At 68.8% G+C, this 16,032-nt stretch carries 12 protein-coding genes; 3 read left to right on the forward strand and 9 right to left on the reverse strand.

Translation table 11 applies throughout. The features are described from left to right. Window positions 1–38: 38 nt before the first annotated feature. The 4 genes from purH to ACFVJ3_RS07270 all read right to left on the reverse strand — a co-directional run bounded on the left by purH (window position 39) and on the right by ACFVJ3_RS07270 (window position 5,039). The gene (gene purH, locus ACFVJ3_RS07255) at window positions 39–1,595 is read right to left on the reverse strand and encodes a bifunctional phosphoribosylaminoimidazolecarboxamide formyltransferase/IMP cyclohydrolase (protein ID WP_378451421.1); all 1,557 of its coding nucleotides are present in this window, start codon (window positions 1,593–1,595) and stop codon (window positions 39–41) included. Next, entirely contained in the window at window positions 1,588–2,268 is a 681-nt protein-coding gene (purN, locus tag ACFVJ3_RS07260; RefSeq protein WP_378451422.1) for a phosphoribosylglycinamide formyltransferase, read from the reverse strand. Before purN ends, purH begins: the two co-directional genes overlap by 8 nt. Before the next feature lie 68 nt (window positions 2,269–2,336). After that, window positions 2,337–3,860, reverse strand: a complete 1,524-nt coding sequence (locus ACFVJ3_RS07265) for a DUF6350 family protein (protein WP_378451528.1) — start codon at window positions 3,858–3,860, stop codon at window positions 2,337–2,339. 111 nt (window positions 3,861–3,971) lie between these two features. Beyond that, window positions 3,972–5,039, reverse strand: a complete 1,068-nt coding sequence (locus ACFVJ3_RS07270) for a DUF5336 domain-containing protein (RefSeq protein WP_378451423.1) — start codon at window positions 5,037–5,039, stop codon at window positions 3,972–3,974. 126 nt (window positions 5,040–5,165) lie between these two features. On the opposite strand from ACFVJ3_RS07270, the gene ACFVJ3_RS07275 reads away from it, so the two are divergent. Next, window positions 5,166–5,792: an IMPACT family protein gene (locus ACFVJ3_RS07275; RefSeq protein WP_378451424.1), complete on the forward strand. Its 627-nt coding sequence runs from the start codon at window positions 5,166–5,168 to the stop codon at window positions 5,790–5,792. 60 nt (window positions 5,793–5,852) lie between these two features. Here ACFVJ3_RS07275 and sucD read toward each other — a convergent pair whose 3' ends face one another. The 3 genes from sucD to ACFVJ3_RS07290 form a co-directional block, all read right to left on the reverse strand. Next, window positions 5,853–6,755: a succinate--CoA ligase subunit alpha gene (sucD, locus tag ACFVJ3_RS07280; protein WP_005238543.1), complete on the reverse strand. Its 903-nt coding sequence runs from the start codon at window positions 6,753–6,755 to the stop codon at window positions 5,853–5,855. Between the two features lie 15 nt (window positions 6,756–6,770). Continuing rightward, window positions 6,771–7,940, reverse strand: a complete 1,170-nt coding sequence (gene sucC / locus ACFVJ3_RS07285; RefSeq protein WP_378451425.1) for an ADP-forming succinate--CoA ligase subunit beta — start codon at window positions 7,938–7,940, stop codon at window positions 6,771–6,773. A 193-nt stretch (window positions 7,941–8,133) separates the two neighbouring features. Further along, window positions 8,134–10,086: a hypothetical protein gene (locus ACFVJ3_RS07290; RefSeq protein ID WP_378451426.1), complete on the reverse strand. Its 1,953-nt coding sequence runs from the start codon at window positions 10,084–10,086 to the stop codon at window positions 8,134–8,136. A gap of 231 nt (window positions 10,087–10,317) precedes the next feature. Between ACFVJ3_RS07290 and ACFVJ3_RS07295 the strand changes: the two genes are divergently transcribed. Next, on the forward strand, window positions 10,318–11,379 hold the full coding sequence (locus ACFVJ3_RS07295; protein ID WP_378451427.1) for a M23 family metallopeptidase: 1,062 nt from the start codon (window positions 10,318–10,320) through the stop codon (window positions 11,377–11,379). A gap of 76 nt (window positions 11,380–11,455) precedes the next feature. Here the strand turns inward: ACFVJ3_RS07295 and pcrA are convergent, their stop codons facing one another. Further along, window positions 11,456–13,942 (reverse strand): DNA helicase PcrA, encoded by a 2,487-nt coding sequence (gene pcrA, locus ACFVJ3_RS07300; protein WP_378451428.1) that lies wholly within the window; start codon window positions 13,940–13,942, stop codon window positions 11,456–11,458. Between the two features lie 273 nt (window positions 13,943–14,215). Between pcrA and ACFVJ3_RS07305 the strand changes: the two genes are divergently transcribed. Continuing rightward, entirely contained in the window at window positions 14,216–14,512 is a 297-nt protein-coding gene (locus ACFVJ3_RS07305) for a chorismate mutase (RefSeq protein ID WP_005238528.1), read from the forward strand. Between the two features lie 38 nt (window positions 14,513–14,550). On the opposite strand, the gene ACFVJ3_RS07310 is transcribed toward ACFVJ3_RS07305, so the two are convergent. After that, on the reverse strand, window positions 14,551–16,005 hold the full coding sequence (locus tag ACFVJ3_RS07310) for an NAD-dependent succinate-semialdehyde dehydrogenase (protein ID WP_378451429.1): 1,455 nt from the start codon (window positions 16,003–16,005) through the stop codon (window positions 14,551–14,553). Window positions 16,006–16,032: the final 27 nt, after the last annotated feature.

The following is a 16,032-nucleotide window of genomic DNA, read 5'->3' on the forward strand; positions in this document are numbered from 1 at the left end:
CGGCATGATGCCGAGACCCGTTCGAGAGTTGCCGAAGGCTAGTGCGCGAAGTGCCGCGCGCCCGTCAGGTACATGGTGATGCCGGCTTCCTTGGCCGCATCGATGACCTCGTTGTCGCGGACGGAACCACCCGGCTGTACGACTGCCTTGACGCCGGCGTTCGCGAGCACCTGCAGTCCGTCGGGGAACGGGAAGAACGCGTCCGACGCGCCCACCGACCCGACCACCCGGTCACCGGCCCGCTGCACCGCGAGGTGCGCGGAGTCGACGCGGTTGACCTGGCCCATGCCGACGCCGACCGACGCACCGTCGGAAGCGAGCAGGATCGCGTTGGATTTCACCGAACGGCACGCGCGCCACGCGAACTCGAGATCCTTCAGCGTCTGTTCGTCGGCGGCGTCGCCGACGGCCAGCGTCCAGTTGGCCGGGTCGTCGCCCCCGGCGTCGAGCACGTCGCGCTCCTGGAGGAGCGCTCCACCGGACACGGGACGCAGTTCGATTCCCGTCGCGGTGGGCGCCTGAGCAAGGAGGACGCGGATGTTCTTCTTGCGCTGCAGAACTCCGAGCGCACCGTCCGCGTAGGACGGTGCGATGATCACCTCGGTGAAGATCTCGGCGACCTGCTCCGCCATCTCGACGGTGATCTCGCGGTTCGCGGCGATGACTCCGCCGTATGCGCTGACCGGGTCGCAGGCGTGCGCCTTGCGGTGCGCCTCGGCGATGTCGGCTCCGACCGCGATGCCACACGGGTTCGCGTGCTTGATGATCGCGACGGCCGGCTCGCTGAAGTCGAACGCCGCACGCCAGGCCGCGTCGCCGTCGGTGTAGTTGTTGTACGACATTTCCTTGCCGTGCAGCTGCTCCGCCTGGGCCAGACCGGCAGGAGCGGCGGGGTTCACGTAGAGGGCCGCGGCCTGGTGCGGGTTCTCGCCGTACCGCAGCACTGCCGAGCGGTCCCAGGTGGCGCCTGCCCACTCGGGGAACTGCGAGTCACCCGGTTCGACCAGCACGGACGTCATCCAGCTGGCGACGGCGACGTCGTACGACGCGGTGTGCTGAAACGCCTGTGCGGCGAGCGCGGTGCGCTCGGGCAGCGTGAACCCGCCGTCGGCGACCGCGGTGAGCACGTCGTCGTAGCGGGCGGGATCCACCACGACCGCGACCGAGGGGTGGTTCTTCGCGGCGGCACGCACCATGGACGGCCCGCCGATGTCGATCTGCTCGACGCACTCGTCGGGGGTCGCACCCGATGCGACGGTCTGCGTGAACGGATACAGGTTCACGACCACCAGCTGGAACGCCTCGATGCCGAGTTCCTCGAGCTGCGCGAGGTGCTCCGGCTTCCGGGTGTCCGCGAGGACGCCCGCGTGCACCCGCGGATGCAGCGTCTTGACCCGGCCTTCGAGGCATTCGGGGAACCCCGTCAGCGCCTCGACGGGGGTGACCGGGATGCCGGCGTCGGCGATCTTCGCTGCAGTCGATCCTGTCGACACCAGCTCGACGCCTGCCTTGTGCAGGCCCGTAGCCAGTTCGACCAGACCGGTCTTGTCGTAGACGCTGACGAGCGCTCGGCGTACTGCCTTGCGTTCACTCACTGGGGATCACGGCCTTTCGTCCATCGGAAACAACTCCACGGGTGGCGACAGCGGCGATGACGTCCGCCAACAACCGTCGCTCCACAGTCTTGATGCGCTCGTGCAGGGTCGACTCGTCGTCGCCGTCGAGCACCGGCACGGGTTCCTGCGCCAGGATCGGGCCGGTGTCGACACCCGCGTCCACGAGGTGGACGGTCGATCCCGACACCTTCACGCCGTAGGCCAGGGCATCCGGGACCGCGTGCGCGCCGGGGAATGCGGGCAGCAACGCGGGATGCGTGTTGATGATGCGACCGCCGAAGCGCTCCAGGAAGGCGGGACCGAGGATCTTCATGAAACCCGCCGACACGACGAGCGACGGCTGGTGCGACGCGACGGCCTCGGTCAGCGCGACATCCCAGGCGGACCGATCGGCGTAGTCACGGAGTCCGATCCGGAAGTGGGTGATGCCCGCGGATTCGGCGTGCCGGGTGGCGTCGCAGTCGCGGTCGACGCCGACGGCGACGATCGCGGCGGGATACCCGTCCGTGTGTGTTGCTTCGATCAGCGATCTCAGGAGGGTTCCCGCACCGGAGGCGAGTACAACAATCCGCGCCGGCGCGGACGCCACCGGCGAAGCGGTCGTGGGCCCCAGGTGGTCACGCGAGGAAGTCAGCGCTCTACTCCTGAACAATCGAAAGGCCGGATGAATCGAAAGACGGGCGAAAATGGGGGCGGTCGCATCGTCGACCGACCAAGAGCCTAGTCGCTGGGGGTTGCGGGCCCTCGGGGCAGGTCGGCTTCCGGGGCCTCGCCGGCGTCTCCGGACCCGTCGGGTTCCTCCGTCGCCGCGTCTTCCTCGACCTCGGCGTCCACCACGACCTCGGCCTCGGCGTCGGTGTCCTGCGGTGCAACCGGCGCTGCCGGCGCTTCGGTGTCGTCGACGAGTTCGGCTTCGATCACACGACTCGGCGGGACGTCTTCAGGGATCACCCGCTCCTCGGTGATCGGGGCGGCGATCGCGGGAACCTCCTCCGCGCCGGGAAGGTGCGGCTCCTCGTCCTCGGTGTCCGCTTCGTCCTCGTCCACGGCGCCCCGGCTCCGATGCCAGGCCACGACCACTGCCGTCACCGCACCCGCGAGTCCGAGCCACGCGAACGTGAGCAGCCCGAACGCCCACCAGTTCAGCTCGACCGTGCCGAATGCGCCGAGCCTGCCGCCGGACACGAGGCCGAGTACCGCCGTCACCACGCCCACACTCGCAGCGGCGGTCAGCACGGTGAACAGCGCTTCCTGCCCGGCGACCTGGCGCCCGCAGTCGCGTCCGAGCATCACACCGATCAGCAGCGGAATCACCAGCAGCGCAGGCCACGCGCCACCCGACACCCCGTCGGGAACGGCGCCGAGCAGCGGCAACGGCGGCAGCGAACCACCGACGTTCCCGAACACGCTGACCGAGACGTCCCCGATCTGCGCGGTCCCTCCCATGACCGCGGCCGCGGCACCCACCACGATGTTCGGCAGGTACAGCACCGACAGGATCGTCAGTCCGAGCATTCCGACGACGCCGTCGCCGCGTTCGAGCAGCGAGCCGACCGTCGACCACTCCATCAGCAGCGAGATCGTGACCATGACCGCGCCGGCACCGAGAATCGCCGTCATCGCGCGCAGGCCCGGCCGCACCGCGTCCCGGACCCACGACGGAACCTGCGCACCGAGCGTCGGCCACATCGCGACCGTCACACCGATCGCCGACGCGAGCAGGTGCACGAACAACACCCACCCGAACGCGGCGAGCGCGTTCGGGGAGGACAGCGGGATGACCGCCGACGCGTCCGCGATGACGGCGAGGCTGATGGCCGTCACGACCAGCGGTCCGGCCCCCGCGGCGCCGATCACCTGCAGAGCGTGCCGCCGCGAGGACGCCGGGTGCACCACCGCAGCGCATCCGCGGGCGACGACCCACACCATCCCCGCTGTCGGGATCAACGGGAGGACACCGAGTGCCGTGCCGTCGACCGTCAACGGCACCTGGTGAATCGCCAGCCACGACGCCGCGATGGCACCGAACGTTCCCGTGAGGTCGCTGTTCGCGGCCACAAGAGTGACGACGATGAGTGCGGACAACAGGACGACGGTGACGCCCGCGGGCCGGAACGCGACCGCGAGCAGCGCCCGCATCTCGTCGGCGTCGGGCACGGGTCGCTGTCGCGGGACTGGCCGCTCGTCATCACCGACGGCGCGCCGTCGTGCACCCTGTGCGACACGCTGCGCACGATCAACCAAAGAACTCATCCCCTCGAGAGTGGCACTCCGACGCCGCGACAGCGGTCAGGCGCGCCGCACAGAAGTGGCCTCCGACCACGTTCGGTCAGAGGCCACCTGCTGGTTGGGCCGCTACTTGTCGTCCCTGTCGGCGCGCGTGTCGAACGCCTGGGTCGGCGCGCTGTAGCCCTCCGATTCGGGCTTCTCGGCCGATTCGTCCGGCTTCGCCTCGGTGGGAGGCTGCTCGCCGTATTCCAGCGTGCGCTCCACCGGCGACGACTCGGACTGCGAGCCGTACGCAGGCGCCGCGTGCTGCGCGGAACCGTAACTGGTCCCGGCCGGGTACTGCGAGCTGGGCGTTCCGGTGGACTGCGACGGGCTCGACGGCTGCGAGTACCCCTGGTACTGCGGCTGCTGGTAGGCGGTGGTCGGGGCGTCGTACGACGCGGACCCGGCACCCCCGGTTGCTCCGTAACCCGGCTGCTGCGGCTGTCCGTAGCCCTGGCCGTAGCCGGGCTGGCTCTGCGAGGGCTGACCTTGCTGGCCGTACCCCTGCTGGCCGTAGCCCGGCTGGTTCTGCTGCCCGTAGCCGGGCTGCGACTGGCTCTGCTGCCCGTAACCCTGCGGGGCACTCTGGCCGTAGCCCTGCGGCGGCTGTCCGTACGACTGCTGCGGGCCCTGCCCGTAGCCCTGCGGGGCGCCCTGGCCGTAACCCTGCGGCGCCTGACCGGGCTGACCGAAGCCGGCGGCTGCGGCCGGCTTGGGCGCCGGCTGCTTCAGAAGGCCGATGTCGAACAGCGCCGCCGCGACGGCCACGGCCGACTGGATGAATCCGAGAACGAGGATCAGGATTGCGCCCCAACCGGAATCCGCGTCGACGTTGAGGAATACGAGCAACGCGACAACCCAGCCCGCGACGGACGCCGCCGCTGCCGCGCCCGCATAGGACTGCTTCGGAAGGAGGGACGCCGCCGCGAGCAGACCACCGAGGAACAGGAGTCCGAGCCCGTCCGTGTTCGCTTCGAACGAGTTCACGGACTCTCGCGCCAAGGTGGCGTAGGGGGCAAATCCGAGCAGTAGGTTGAGGACACCGAGAACTGCGACACCGATCAGAAGGAAGAAGCCCAGGCCTTTCGATTCTCCCCCTGCAGTCGGTTGCGCGGGCGGACCGTAACTCGGTCCTCCGGGCGTGAACGTCATGACTTCTCCTAGTCGACAAGTGGTCGTCTGCGTGCGCTCTTCCGACGCTAGCCTACGTATACCCGTCGGTCACTGCGCTCAGTCGCGGCCCGCAGCGCCGGGAACAGCGCAGGAGACAATGGTTCGGTGCCGTACACCCTCGCTCCCCGCACCGCCGATCTCACCCTCGAGACGGAGGTGAAGCACTCACGTTTCATCGCCGCCCTGCGGCGCGTAGAGGACGCCGAGGCGGCGCAGGCTTTCGTCCAGGATCAGCGGCGCGCGTATCCCGATGCGCGACATCACTGTTCGGCGTACATCATCGGAAACGGGCCCAGTGACCGGGTCGAGCGTGCGAGCGACGACGGCGAACCCGGTGGCACCGCGGGCATTCCGATGCTGCAGGTACTCAAGGCCCGTGATCTCGTCGACGTCACGGTGGTCGTGACACGGTACTTCGGGGGAATCAAGCTGGGGGCGGGCGGACTGGTGCGCGCCTACTCCGGCGCGGTGGCCACAGCGGTCGATGCCGCACCGCTCGTGCGAAGGGAACTTCGCCACCTGCACACCCTCGCCGTCGGCCACGCCGAGGCGGGACGCGTCGAGTCGGAGCTGCGTGGGCGGGGCGTCGTCGTGGTGGACACCACGTACGGGGAATCCGCGGTCCTCACCCTCGCGGCGAAGGACTCGGCGGAGCTGGCCGATCTGGTCGCTGCCGTCACGTCGGGGACGGGGACACTCGATCCGGCCGGGGAGATGTGGGTCGATGCCTGAACGGCCCGTGCGCCTTTCTGGTCGCGGGAGCTACCAAAAAGGCGCACGGGCCCGAAGGGCCTAGGCCTGGACGGTCAGGCTCTGCAGGATCTCGCGAGCGAGCGCAGCGGTCTCGGACGGCGTCTTGCCGACCTTCACGCCGGCAGCCTCGAGGGCGTCCTTCTTGGCCTGCGCGGTGCCCGAGGAACCGGAGACGATGGCGCCTGCATGGCCCATGGTCTTGCCCTCGGGAGCGGTGAAGCCCGCGACGTAGCCGACGACCGGCTTGGTGACGTTCGCCTTGATGTAGTCGGCGGCACGCTCCTCGGCGTCGCCACCGATCTCACCGATCATCACGATGACCTTGGTCTCGGGGTCCTTCTCGAACGCCTCGATGGCGTCGATGTGGGTGGTGCCGATGACCGGGTCGCCGCCGATGCCGATGGCGGTGGAGAAGCCGAAGTCACGCAGCTCGAACATCATCTGGTAGGTCAGCGTGCCGGACTTGGACACGAGGCCGATCGGGCCGGTGCCTGCGATGTTGGCGGGGGTGATGCCGACCAGCGACTCGCCGGGGGTGATGATGCCGGGGCAGTTGGGTCCGATGATGCGGGTCTTGTTGCCCTTGGAGACGTTGTACGCCCATGCGTACGCCGAGTCCTGCACCGGGATGCCCTCGGTGATGACCACGAGCAGCGGGATCTCCGCGTCGATGGCCTCGACGATGGCGTCCTTGGCGAAGGCCGGGGGAACGAACGCGATGGAGACGTCCGCGCCGGTCTTCTCGATGGCCTCGGCGACGGTGCCGAAGACGGGCAGCTCGACGCCGCCGTCGTGGGTGACGGTGGTGCCGGCCTTACGGGCGTTGACACCGCCGACGACCTGGGTGCCGGCCTTGAGCATCAGCGCGGTGTGCTTGGTGCCCTCGCCGCCGGTGATGCCCTGGACGATGACCTTGGAGTCCTTGGTCAGGAAGATAGCCATGTTTTTTGAGTCCCTTTACTTTGCGGCGAAGGCCAGCTCGGCAGCCTTGTCGGCAGCCTCGTCCATGGTTCCGACGACCGTGACCAGCGGGTGGGCGGCCTCGGCGAGGATACGACGACCCTCTTCGACGTTGTTGCCGTCCAGGCGGACGACCAGCGGCTTGTTGGCCTCGTCACCCAGCGTCTTCAGGGCGCCGACGATGCCGTTGGCGACCGCGTCACACGCGGTGATGCCACCGAAAACGTTCACGAACACGCTCTTGACCTGCGCGTCGTTCAGGATGACGTCCAGGCCGTTCGCCATGACCTCTGCGGAGGCGCCGCCACCGATGTCGAGGAAGTTGGCCGGCTTCACGCCACCGTGCTTCTCACCTGCGTAGGCGACGACGTCCAGGGTCGACATGACCAGTCCGGCGCCGTTACCGATGATGCCGACCTCACCGTCGAGCTTGACGTAGTTGAGGTCGTTTTCCTTGGCCTTGAGCTCGAGCGGGTCCGTGGCGTCCTTGTCCTCGAACGCCTCGTGACCGGGCTGACGGAACGCAGCGTTCTCGTCGAGCGTGACCTTGCCGTCGAGCGCGAGGATCTGGTCGTCCGGCGTGCGGACGAGCGGGTTGACCTCGACGAGGAGAGCGTCTTCCTTGATGAAGACGTCCCACAGCTTCTGGATCGTCACGGCCGCTGCGTCGAGCACCACGGCGGGCAGCTTTCCTGCCTCGGCGATGCTGCGCGCGAACGCGAGGTCGACGCCCTTGACGGCGTCCACGGGGATCTTCGCGAGAGCGTCGGGGTTCTCCTCGGCGGTGACCTCGATCTCGACGCCACCCTCGACCGAGCACATGGCCAGGTAGGTGCGGTTGGTGCGGTCGAGCAGGAAGGAGATGTAGTACTCCTCGGCGATGTCACTTGCCTCTGCGACCAGCAGCTTCTTGACGACATGACCCTTGATGTCGAGGCCCAGGATCGCCTCGGCGTTGGCCTGTGCGGCGTCGACGTCGGCGGAGTACTTGACGCCACCGGCCTTGCCGCGGCCTCCGACCTTGACCTGCGCCTTGACCATCACGGGCTTACCGATTTCTTCGGCAATCTCGCGTGCGCCGGCGACCGTGTCGGTAACACGCCCAGCCGAAGTCGGCACCTCGTGCTTGGCGAAGAGTTCCTTCGCCTGGTATTCGAAGAGATCCATCTGCTCACCGTCTCGTCTGCGTTGACACCCGCTCGAGGGGTAGGAGCGGGTCTGTTTTGGACTTTAACCAGTTGCCGGGCCCGGTCTGCGCCCGCGTGTCTGCTATGTGGTCCACATCACGCGATGTCACGTACTGAGGCGAGCCTCACCAGAAGCACTGAGGCGGGCCTCACCGCTGTCGACGGGGCGGACCTCAGCGATTTCTGCTGCGTGTCGTGAGGGCCGCGGCAGCCGCAATCAACACTATGCCCACCGTTGTCGGGACGACACCGGCCCCCATTGCGGGGTCGGTCACCCGGGCCGCGGTGAGCGGCCACGACAGCAGGTATACCCCCACGGCAACGGCCGAACCGAGCAGGAGAGCCACCGCCCGGGCCGGCCGGGCACGTGAGGCGACGATCACTGCCAGGACCACCGCGACGCCCAGCAGGACGCGCCCCCACACGTCGAGGTTCCACGGGAACTCCGCGAACGACGCGGGCGCGTAGTCGTCGCCGCGTGCGTCGGTCCCGTGGAAGAGCGGCAGTCCCAGTCCGACGAACGCGGCGACCGCGCCGAGGCCACCGACCGCGAGGACCGCGATCGAGGTGGACGACTCCTCGGACGTGTCGATCTCCTCGCGTTCCGCCGAACCGGCGAACCACGTCAGCACGCCGGTGACGCCGGCGGTGACGGCCGCACACCACAGCAGCGCGGCACCGATTCCGAAGCCGATTCCGGGGACGTCGGTGGCGAGTACGACGGACTGCGACACCGAGGCGACGGAGAACGGGATCGTCACCCACAGCACTCCGACCGCGGGTCGGACGGTGGAGGCGAATTCCGACAGCAGCAGCCAGACGCAGCCGACGACGAGCACGAGGGCGGCGACGAGCACGACCCGGGTGGCATAGATGTCGGGGCGCACGGCGTCGGCCGGAATGTCCAGGACGGGGAGCAGGGCACCGGCGGCGGCCAGCACGGCGGTGACGATCCCGGTGGTCCCGGCGGCGACGTGCCAGCGGGCGATCCGGGCGCGGGCCGCGGCGGCCTCGGCTCGCAGCGCAGCCTTGGCGACGCCCTTCGCGGACGGGGTGACGGCGCCCTTCTTCGCCGGGCCGCCCTGCGCCGACGCGGTCGACGAGGGGGCGGCGAGGGTCTTCAGGATCCTGCCGTCGCGAGCCCGGTCGACCATCGGGATGCAGACGCCCACGAGGACGAGGACACCGGCGCCGACGGTCCCCCACACCGCGCCGAGCCCGGGCTGGATCCGTTCGCCCGCGGCGAGTCCGGCCACCAGGCGCGTCCCGACAACGCCGAGCGCGGCCAGACCGGCCCCGACGAGCGCACCGGACGCCACGGGTGGCGAAATGGACGCCAGTGCGGAGGCGACCACGATCAGAACGGCCGCCGCCAGCAGCCCGGCACCTGCGGACGCGGCGAGATCCGACTCCACGACCGTCGGGACGAGGATGACCGGATCCTCGGACACGAAGGCGGGAGCGAACAGCGCGCCGACGAGCACGACGGCGGCGACCACCGCGACCGCGGACGGCAGGAACCCGATACGGGCGCCCGTCGCCCGTCCGACCTGTTCGGAGCTGCGTGCGTCGCCGTAACCGTCCGTCAGAGACTCCCGATGGACCGCGACCATGCCGAGGAGGCCCGCGAAGGCGATCAGCACGTGCCCGGCGAGGGCGGCGTATGCGCCGGACCCGGCGGCGAGCTCGGCCGCCGTCTCGGGCCTGAACAATTCGAGTCGGTTGGCGTCGATGGCGTCCGTCCACAGCTGGGTGTCGAGCACGGCGGTGCCGACGGACACCGCACCGGCACCGGCCAGCAGCGCCCCGGCCACAGCGGTGCGGCGCGCGAGAACCGCGGGAACGGCGAGCACGGGTGCCGCGACGGCGAAGACGGCAGCCCACAGCGCGGCTGCGCCGATTGCGGACGGCGCCGACGCCCCGTCGACCGAACGGACGGCGTGCAAAACGGGCGCCGAAGCCACCCCCAGGCCCCCGACGAGACCCAGGACGACCGCGAGCACGCACCCCCGGCGCGCACGGGCGGGATCGGGCTCGTCGACGGCTGTCAGACCGGTGCCGCCGGACGAAGGAATACGTTCGGGCTCGGCCCTACGCCCGTCCGGAGATCGAGTTGATGACGCCACATGCCGACGCTAGCGCCAACCCACTGCCTCCCCGTGGTTGTGACACGCGTGCACACGGGCGAGATTGAACCGAGACGAAAAGTGGGTTCGACGTTTCCCCAGCTCAGTTTGTGATGCCCGTCACATGTAGCCGTTCCTCCGCGTTACAGGTTGCGCGCATCGCAACCGTTTCGTTACCGTCGCCAAGGTCTAAGTCACAGGCAGGTCACGAGCAGGAGGACGGACGGGCGTATGCACCATCGCAGCCAGTTCACGGCCAGCCGTTTTGTGAGTCACCACGATGACGAGTTGCGGGGCCACAGCGACGAAGTCGCGCCCACGTACCCCCCGAGGTCGGTCGAGCGTCATCCCGAGACCGATAGTTCTGAGATTTCACGCATGTTCTTCCGCAATTCGCAGTCCACACGCTCCGCCCCCGACAGCGTCGACGCCGGCAACGGCTTCGAGACCATCGACACCGAGTCCGAGATTCCCGGCTTCACCCCCCGCAGCGGTTCCGAGTCCTTCGAGGGCGCACCCTCCCACTCCCGCCGCGGAGCCCACCGCCTCCCGACTCCCCCCTCAGCTCTCAAAGGTCGCGCCGCAGTCCTCGCAGTCGCAGCGGGCGCCGTAGTCGCCGCAGGCCAGGCCGCCGTCACCAGCGGGTCGTCCAGTTCCTCCGACCACTCCGAGGTCGCCCTCGCCAGTGACGAGTCGAGCGCCATCGGAACCACCGCCGAGCCGCAGGCCGCGCAGTTCTCCACGGTCGCCGACACCGCCGCGTCCGATTCGAACGCCCCGCAGGTCCTCAACATCGCGAACCCGACCGACCTGTCGCAGTTCAGCAACCTGCTCGCCAAGGGACAGCGTTTCAGCGAAGAGCGCGCCGCCCGCGAAGCCGCTGCCCGTCGCCCCCTGTTCGTCCTCCCCGCCGTGGGAACCTTCACCTCCAACTTCGGAAGCCGCTGGGGCACCCTGCACGCGGGCGTCGACATCGCCGCCCCCATCGGCACCCCCATCGTGGCCGTCGCCGACGGCGAGGTCATCGACTCGGGTCCGGCTTCCGGGTTCGGCATGTGGGTCCGCCTCAAGCACGCCGACGGCACCATCACCGTCTACGGCCACATCAACACCTCCACCGTCACCGTCGGCCAGAAGGTCATGGCGGGCGACCAGATCGCGACCGTCGGCAACCGCGGCTTCTCCACCGGCCCGCACCTGCACTTCGAGGTCCACCTCGCCGGCGAGAACAAGATCGATCCCCTCCCCTGGCTGGCCTCCCGCGGCATCAGCCTCGGCCCCGAGATGGACTGACCGAAAACTCTCGGCACCACCCCGAACACACGACTGCGGCGCATGCATTGCATGCGCCGCAGTCGTTTTGTCGTCGCTACAGCTTGACCATCGGGACGCCACCGATCAGCATCAGCCGGACCTTCCCCGCGCTGCCGAAATCGATCGTGACCGTCGCGGTCGGCCCGGCGCCCTTGGTCTCGAGGACCGTGCCGAGGCCGTACTTGTCGTGACTGACACGGTCGCCGACCGTGAGCACCAGGTTGTTGTTGCGGGAGCGGGCGGCACCGAAGCTCGGCGTGCCTGCCGACCCGCCGCTGTACCCGGAACCGCCGCCGAAGCCCTGACCGCCGTATCCCGATCCACGCGCACGGCCACCGCCGATCGCATTACCGGAACCGATACCGGTGCCCGGGTCCTCACGACGCCAGTGCACGAGATCCGACGGGATCTCCTGCAGGAACCGCGACTCCGGGTTCTGGATGGGCTGGCCCCACGCCGACCGCATGACGGCCCGCGTCAGATACAGCCGCTGCCGGGCCCGGGTGATGCCCACGTACGCGAGCCGGCGCTCCTCCGACAGTTCCGTGGGGTCGCCGAGCGCCCGCATGTGCGGGAACTGACCGTCTTCCCACCCGGTGACGAAGACGACTGGGAACTCGAGCCCCTTCGCGGTGTGCAGGGTCATCAGGGTGACGACGCCCTCGTCGTTGTCGGGCAGCTGATCGGAGTCCGCGACCAGGGACACCCGTTCGAGGAACGCGGCGAGGGAACCGGGGTCGGGTTCACCGTCCCGGGCGTCGACGTCGCCGTCCTCCGGCGGTTCCACGAGGCCGGCCGAGTTCCTCGCGTCGGAGCTGAACTCACGCGCCACGCTGACGAGTTCGTTGAGGTTGTCGAGGCGCGCCCCGTCCTGGGGATCACTGCTCGCCGCGAGCTCGGCGCGGTAGCCCGTCCGCTCGAGAACCGCCTCGACGACGTCGCCGATGTCGCCGAGCTGGTCGGGGACGACGTCATCCGCAGTGGTCTCCGGTGGGAGCAGCACCCGCAGTCCGTCCATGAGCTCGAGGAACGACGCGATGGCCTTCTGGGAACGGGTGTTCAGCAACGGCACGCGGCCCTCACCACCGTCCCGCAGCGCCTCGGCGAAGCTGATGCCCCGCTGCTCGGAGTGGACGGCCACACACGCCTCGGCGCGGTCGCCGATGCCGCGGCGGGGAGTGTTGAGGATCCGGCGCAGGCTGACGGTGTCGTCCTCGTTCGCAAGGACACGGAGATACGCGACGATGTCGCGCACCTCCTTGCGCTCGTAGAACCGCACTCCGCCGACGACCTTGTACGGAACGCCGAGCCGGATGAAGATCTCTTCGAGGGCACGGGACGAGTTGTTGGTGCGGTAGAACACGGCGACGTCCCCGAACTTGGCGTCGCCGGAATCGACGAGCTTGTCGATCTCGGACGCCACGAACGACGCCTCGTCGTGCTCGTTGTCCGCGACGTAACCGGTGATGAGCTCACCGACACCCGAATCGGTCCACAGACGCTTCTCACGCCGGCCGGTGTTCTTCGAGATCACCGAGTTGGCCGCCGACAGGATGTTCTGGGTGGAGCGGTAGTTCTGCTCCAGCAGGATGGTGCGGGCGTCCGGGTAGTCCCGCTCGAACTCCTCGATGTTGCGGATCGTGGCGCCGCGGAACGCGTAGATCGACTGATCCGCGTCGCCCACCACACACAGCTCGGCCGGGGCGACCCGGTGGTCCGCGTCCTCGCCGTCCGCGGTTCCACCGACCAGCTCGCGCACCAGCATGTACTGGGCGTGGTTCGTGTCCTGGTACTCGTCGACCAGCACGTGCCGGAACCGTCGGCGGTAGTACTCGGCCACCTGGGGGAACGCCTGCAGCATCGCGACCGTCTCGCCGATCAGGTCGTCGAAGTCCAGCGCGTTCGCCGAACGCAACCGCTGCTGGTAGTGCCCGTACACCTTGGCGATCAGCCGCGGCAGTTCCGCCGGATCCTGGTCGGCGTCGGCGCTCGCCTGCTCCGGATCGACGAGTTCGTTCTTGAGATTCGAGATGTGGGTGGCGAGCAGCCGCGCCGAATAGCGCTTGGTGTCGATGTTCAGATCCTTGGCGATCATCGTCAGCAGTCGCCGTGAATCGTCCGCGTCGTAGATGGAGAAGTTCGAGTTGAGGCCGGGGAGCAGCGCCGCCTGGGCCCGCAGGATCCGCACGCAGCTGGAGTGGAACGTGGACACCCACATGCTGTTGGCCCTGGGGCCGACGAGGTGGGCGACGCGCTCCCGCATCTCCGCGGCGGCCTTGTTGGTGAATGTGATGGCGAGGATCTGACCGGGCATCACCCCCCGCTCGGCCAGCAGATATGCGATGCGGCGGGTGAGCACAGCCGTCTTGCCCGAGCCTGCACCCGCGACGATCAACAGCGGAGAACCGGCGTGCACGACCGCTTCCCGTTGCGGTGGGTTGAGGCCCTGGAGGAGCGCATCGGACCCTGCGCGCGCCGGTGCGGCGGCGTGCGGAGTCGACTCTGCGCTCAGGGGAGAAGCGGTGCCGGAGATAGTGTTCATCAACTATCAAACTTACCGGCGTGTACCGACAGCGTCACAGCGGCTTGGCCTGCGCGCTACCGCCATGGCAAACTGGTACACATGTTCAGTCCGCCGTCGCGCCCCCTGTGGCGATTTTTTTACGGGTACCGGCCTCCGGTGCCCGTGAACTGAACAGCTCACGAGCCCCGAGGTCCGCACCGGATCCGGGGCTTTTTTCGTCAAACGAGCCTGGATCGGTAACGACTCGAGCCAAAACAACGATCCAAGTTCTGACAAGAGGGAGACGAACCAATGAGCACTCAGACCGTCGCATCAGCCGCCAAGGAAACCGCTGTTCCCACCAGCGAGGCCGAGATCGAGGTTCTCCGCCAGGAGATCGACAAGCTCGACGCCGAGATTCTCGCCGCCATCAAGCGCCGCGCGGAGGTCTCGCAGCTCATCGGGCGCACCCGAATGGCGTCCGGCGGTCCCCGCCTCGTCCACAGCCGTGAGATGAAGGTGCTCGAGCGGTTCAACGAACTCGGCCAGGAAGGCCACACACTCGCCATGCTGCTGCTGCGCCTCGGGCGCGGCCGCCTCGGTCACTGATTTCCCGAAACGGCCTGCCCGTCCCCCGACGGCGGTCGTTACGGCTCGAGTGCCACGTACTTGGTATCCAGGTACTCCTCGATGCCTTCACTGCCCCCTTCGCGCCCGAAGCCTGACGCTTTGACGCCGCCGAAGGGGGCAGCGGTGTCCGAGATGACCCCGCGATTGATGCCGACCATGCCCGATTCGAGGGCGTCGGCCACACGGAGTGCACGGTCCAGATCGCGAGTGAAGATGTACGACGCCAGGCCGAACTCCGTGTCGTTGGCCGCGGCGATCCCCTCCTCCTCGGTGTCGAACCCTGCGATCGCGACCACCGGTCCGAACACCTCTTCCTTCAGGATCCGCGCCTGCACCGGGATCTCGTCCAGCACGGTCGCCGGGTAGAAGTAGCCGGGACCTTCCGGTGCGACCCCGCCGAGCCGCACCCGGGCACCGGCGCCGACGGCGTCCTGCACCAATTCCCCGACCTTCTCGAGTTGATCCGCGTTGATCAGCGGGCCGAGCGTCGTGTCGGGATCCGTGCCGGGTCCGAGCGTGTACGAGGACAGCTTGTCGACGAGCTTCGCGGTGAACTCCTCCCGCACGCTGTTCGCGACGTGGAATCGATTGGCCGCGGTGCAGGCCTCGCCACCGTTACGCATCTTGGCGAGGACGGCGCCGGCCACCGCCTTGTCCACGTCCGCGTCGTCGAAGACCACGAACGGCGCATTCCCGCCGAGTTCCATGGACGTGCGCAGCAGCCCCTTCGCCGACTTCTCGACGAGCATCCGTCCTACCCCGGTCGACCCGGTGAACGTCAGCTTCCGCAGCCGGGGGTCGTCGATCAGCGGACCGGTGACCTCCCCCGACTTCGACGTCGGCAGCACGGACAGCACGCCCTTCGGCAGCCCCGCGTCGGCCATCACCTCGGCGAGCAGGAGCATCGTCAACGGAGTCTCGGACGCGGGTTTGACGATCATCGTGCAGCCGGCGGCCAGGGCGGGTCCGATCTTGCGGGTGCCCATCGCGAGCGGGAAGTTCCACGGTGTGATCGCCAGACACGGCCCGACGGGCTGCTTGGTCACCAGGATGCGTCCGTTCCCCGCGGGTGCCGGTGTGTAGCGGCCGGCGATTCGCACGGCCTCCTCGCTGAACCACCGGAAGAACTCGGCGCCGTACTTGACCTCCGCCGCGCTCTCGGGCAGCGCCTTGCCCATCTCCAGCGTCATCAGCAGCGCGAAGTCGTCGGCCCGGGCCGTGATCTTCTCGAACACCGCGCGGAGCAGCTCCCCGCGTTCACGTGCCGGGGTCGCGGCCCACTCCCGCTGCACCGCGACCGCGGCGTCGAGCGCCGTCATCGCGTCGGCGGGGCTGGCGTCCGCCACCTCGGTGAGCGCGTCACCCGTGGCCGGGTCGAAAACGGTGAACGTGGCGCCGTTCTCGGCGTCACGCTTCTCGCCGCCGAGGAAGAGGGTTGTGGGAACGGTTCGCATGAGTTCGACAGCATCCATGACGTCCATCATGCGCCGCACCGAAGT

The sequence above is a fragment of the Rhodococcus sp. NPDC127593 genome (assembly GCF_042671975.1).
Classification (GTDB): Bacteria; Actinomycetota; Actinomycetes; order Mycobacteriales; family Mycobacteriaceae; genus Rhodococcus_F.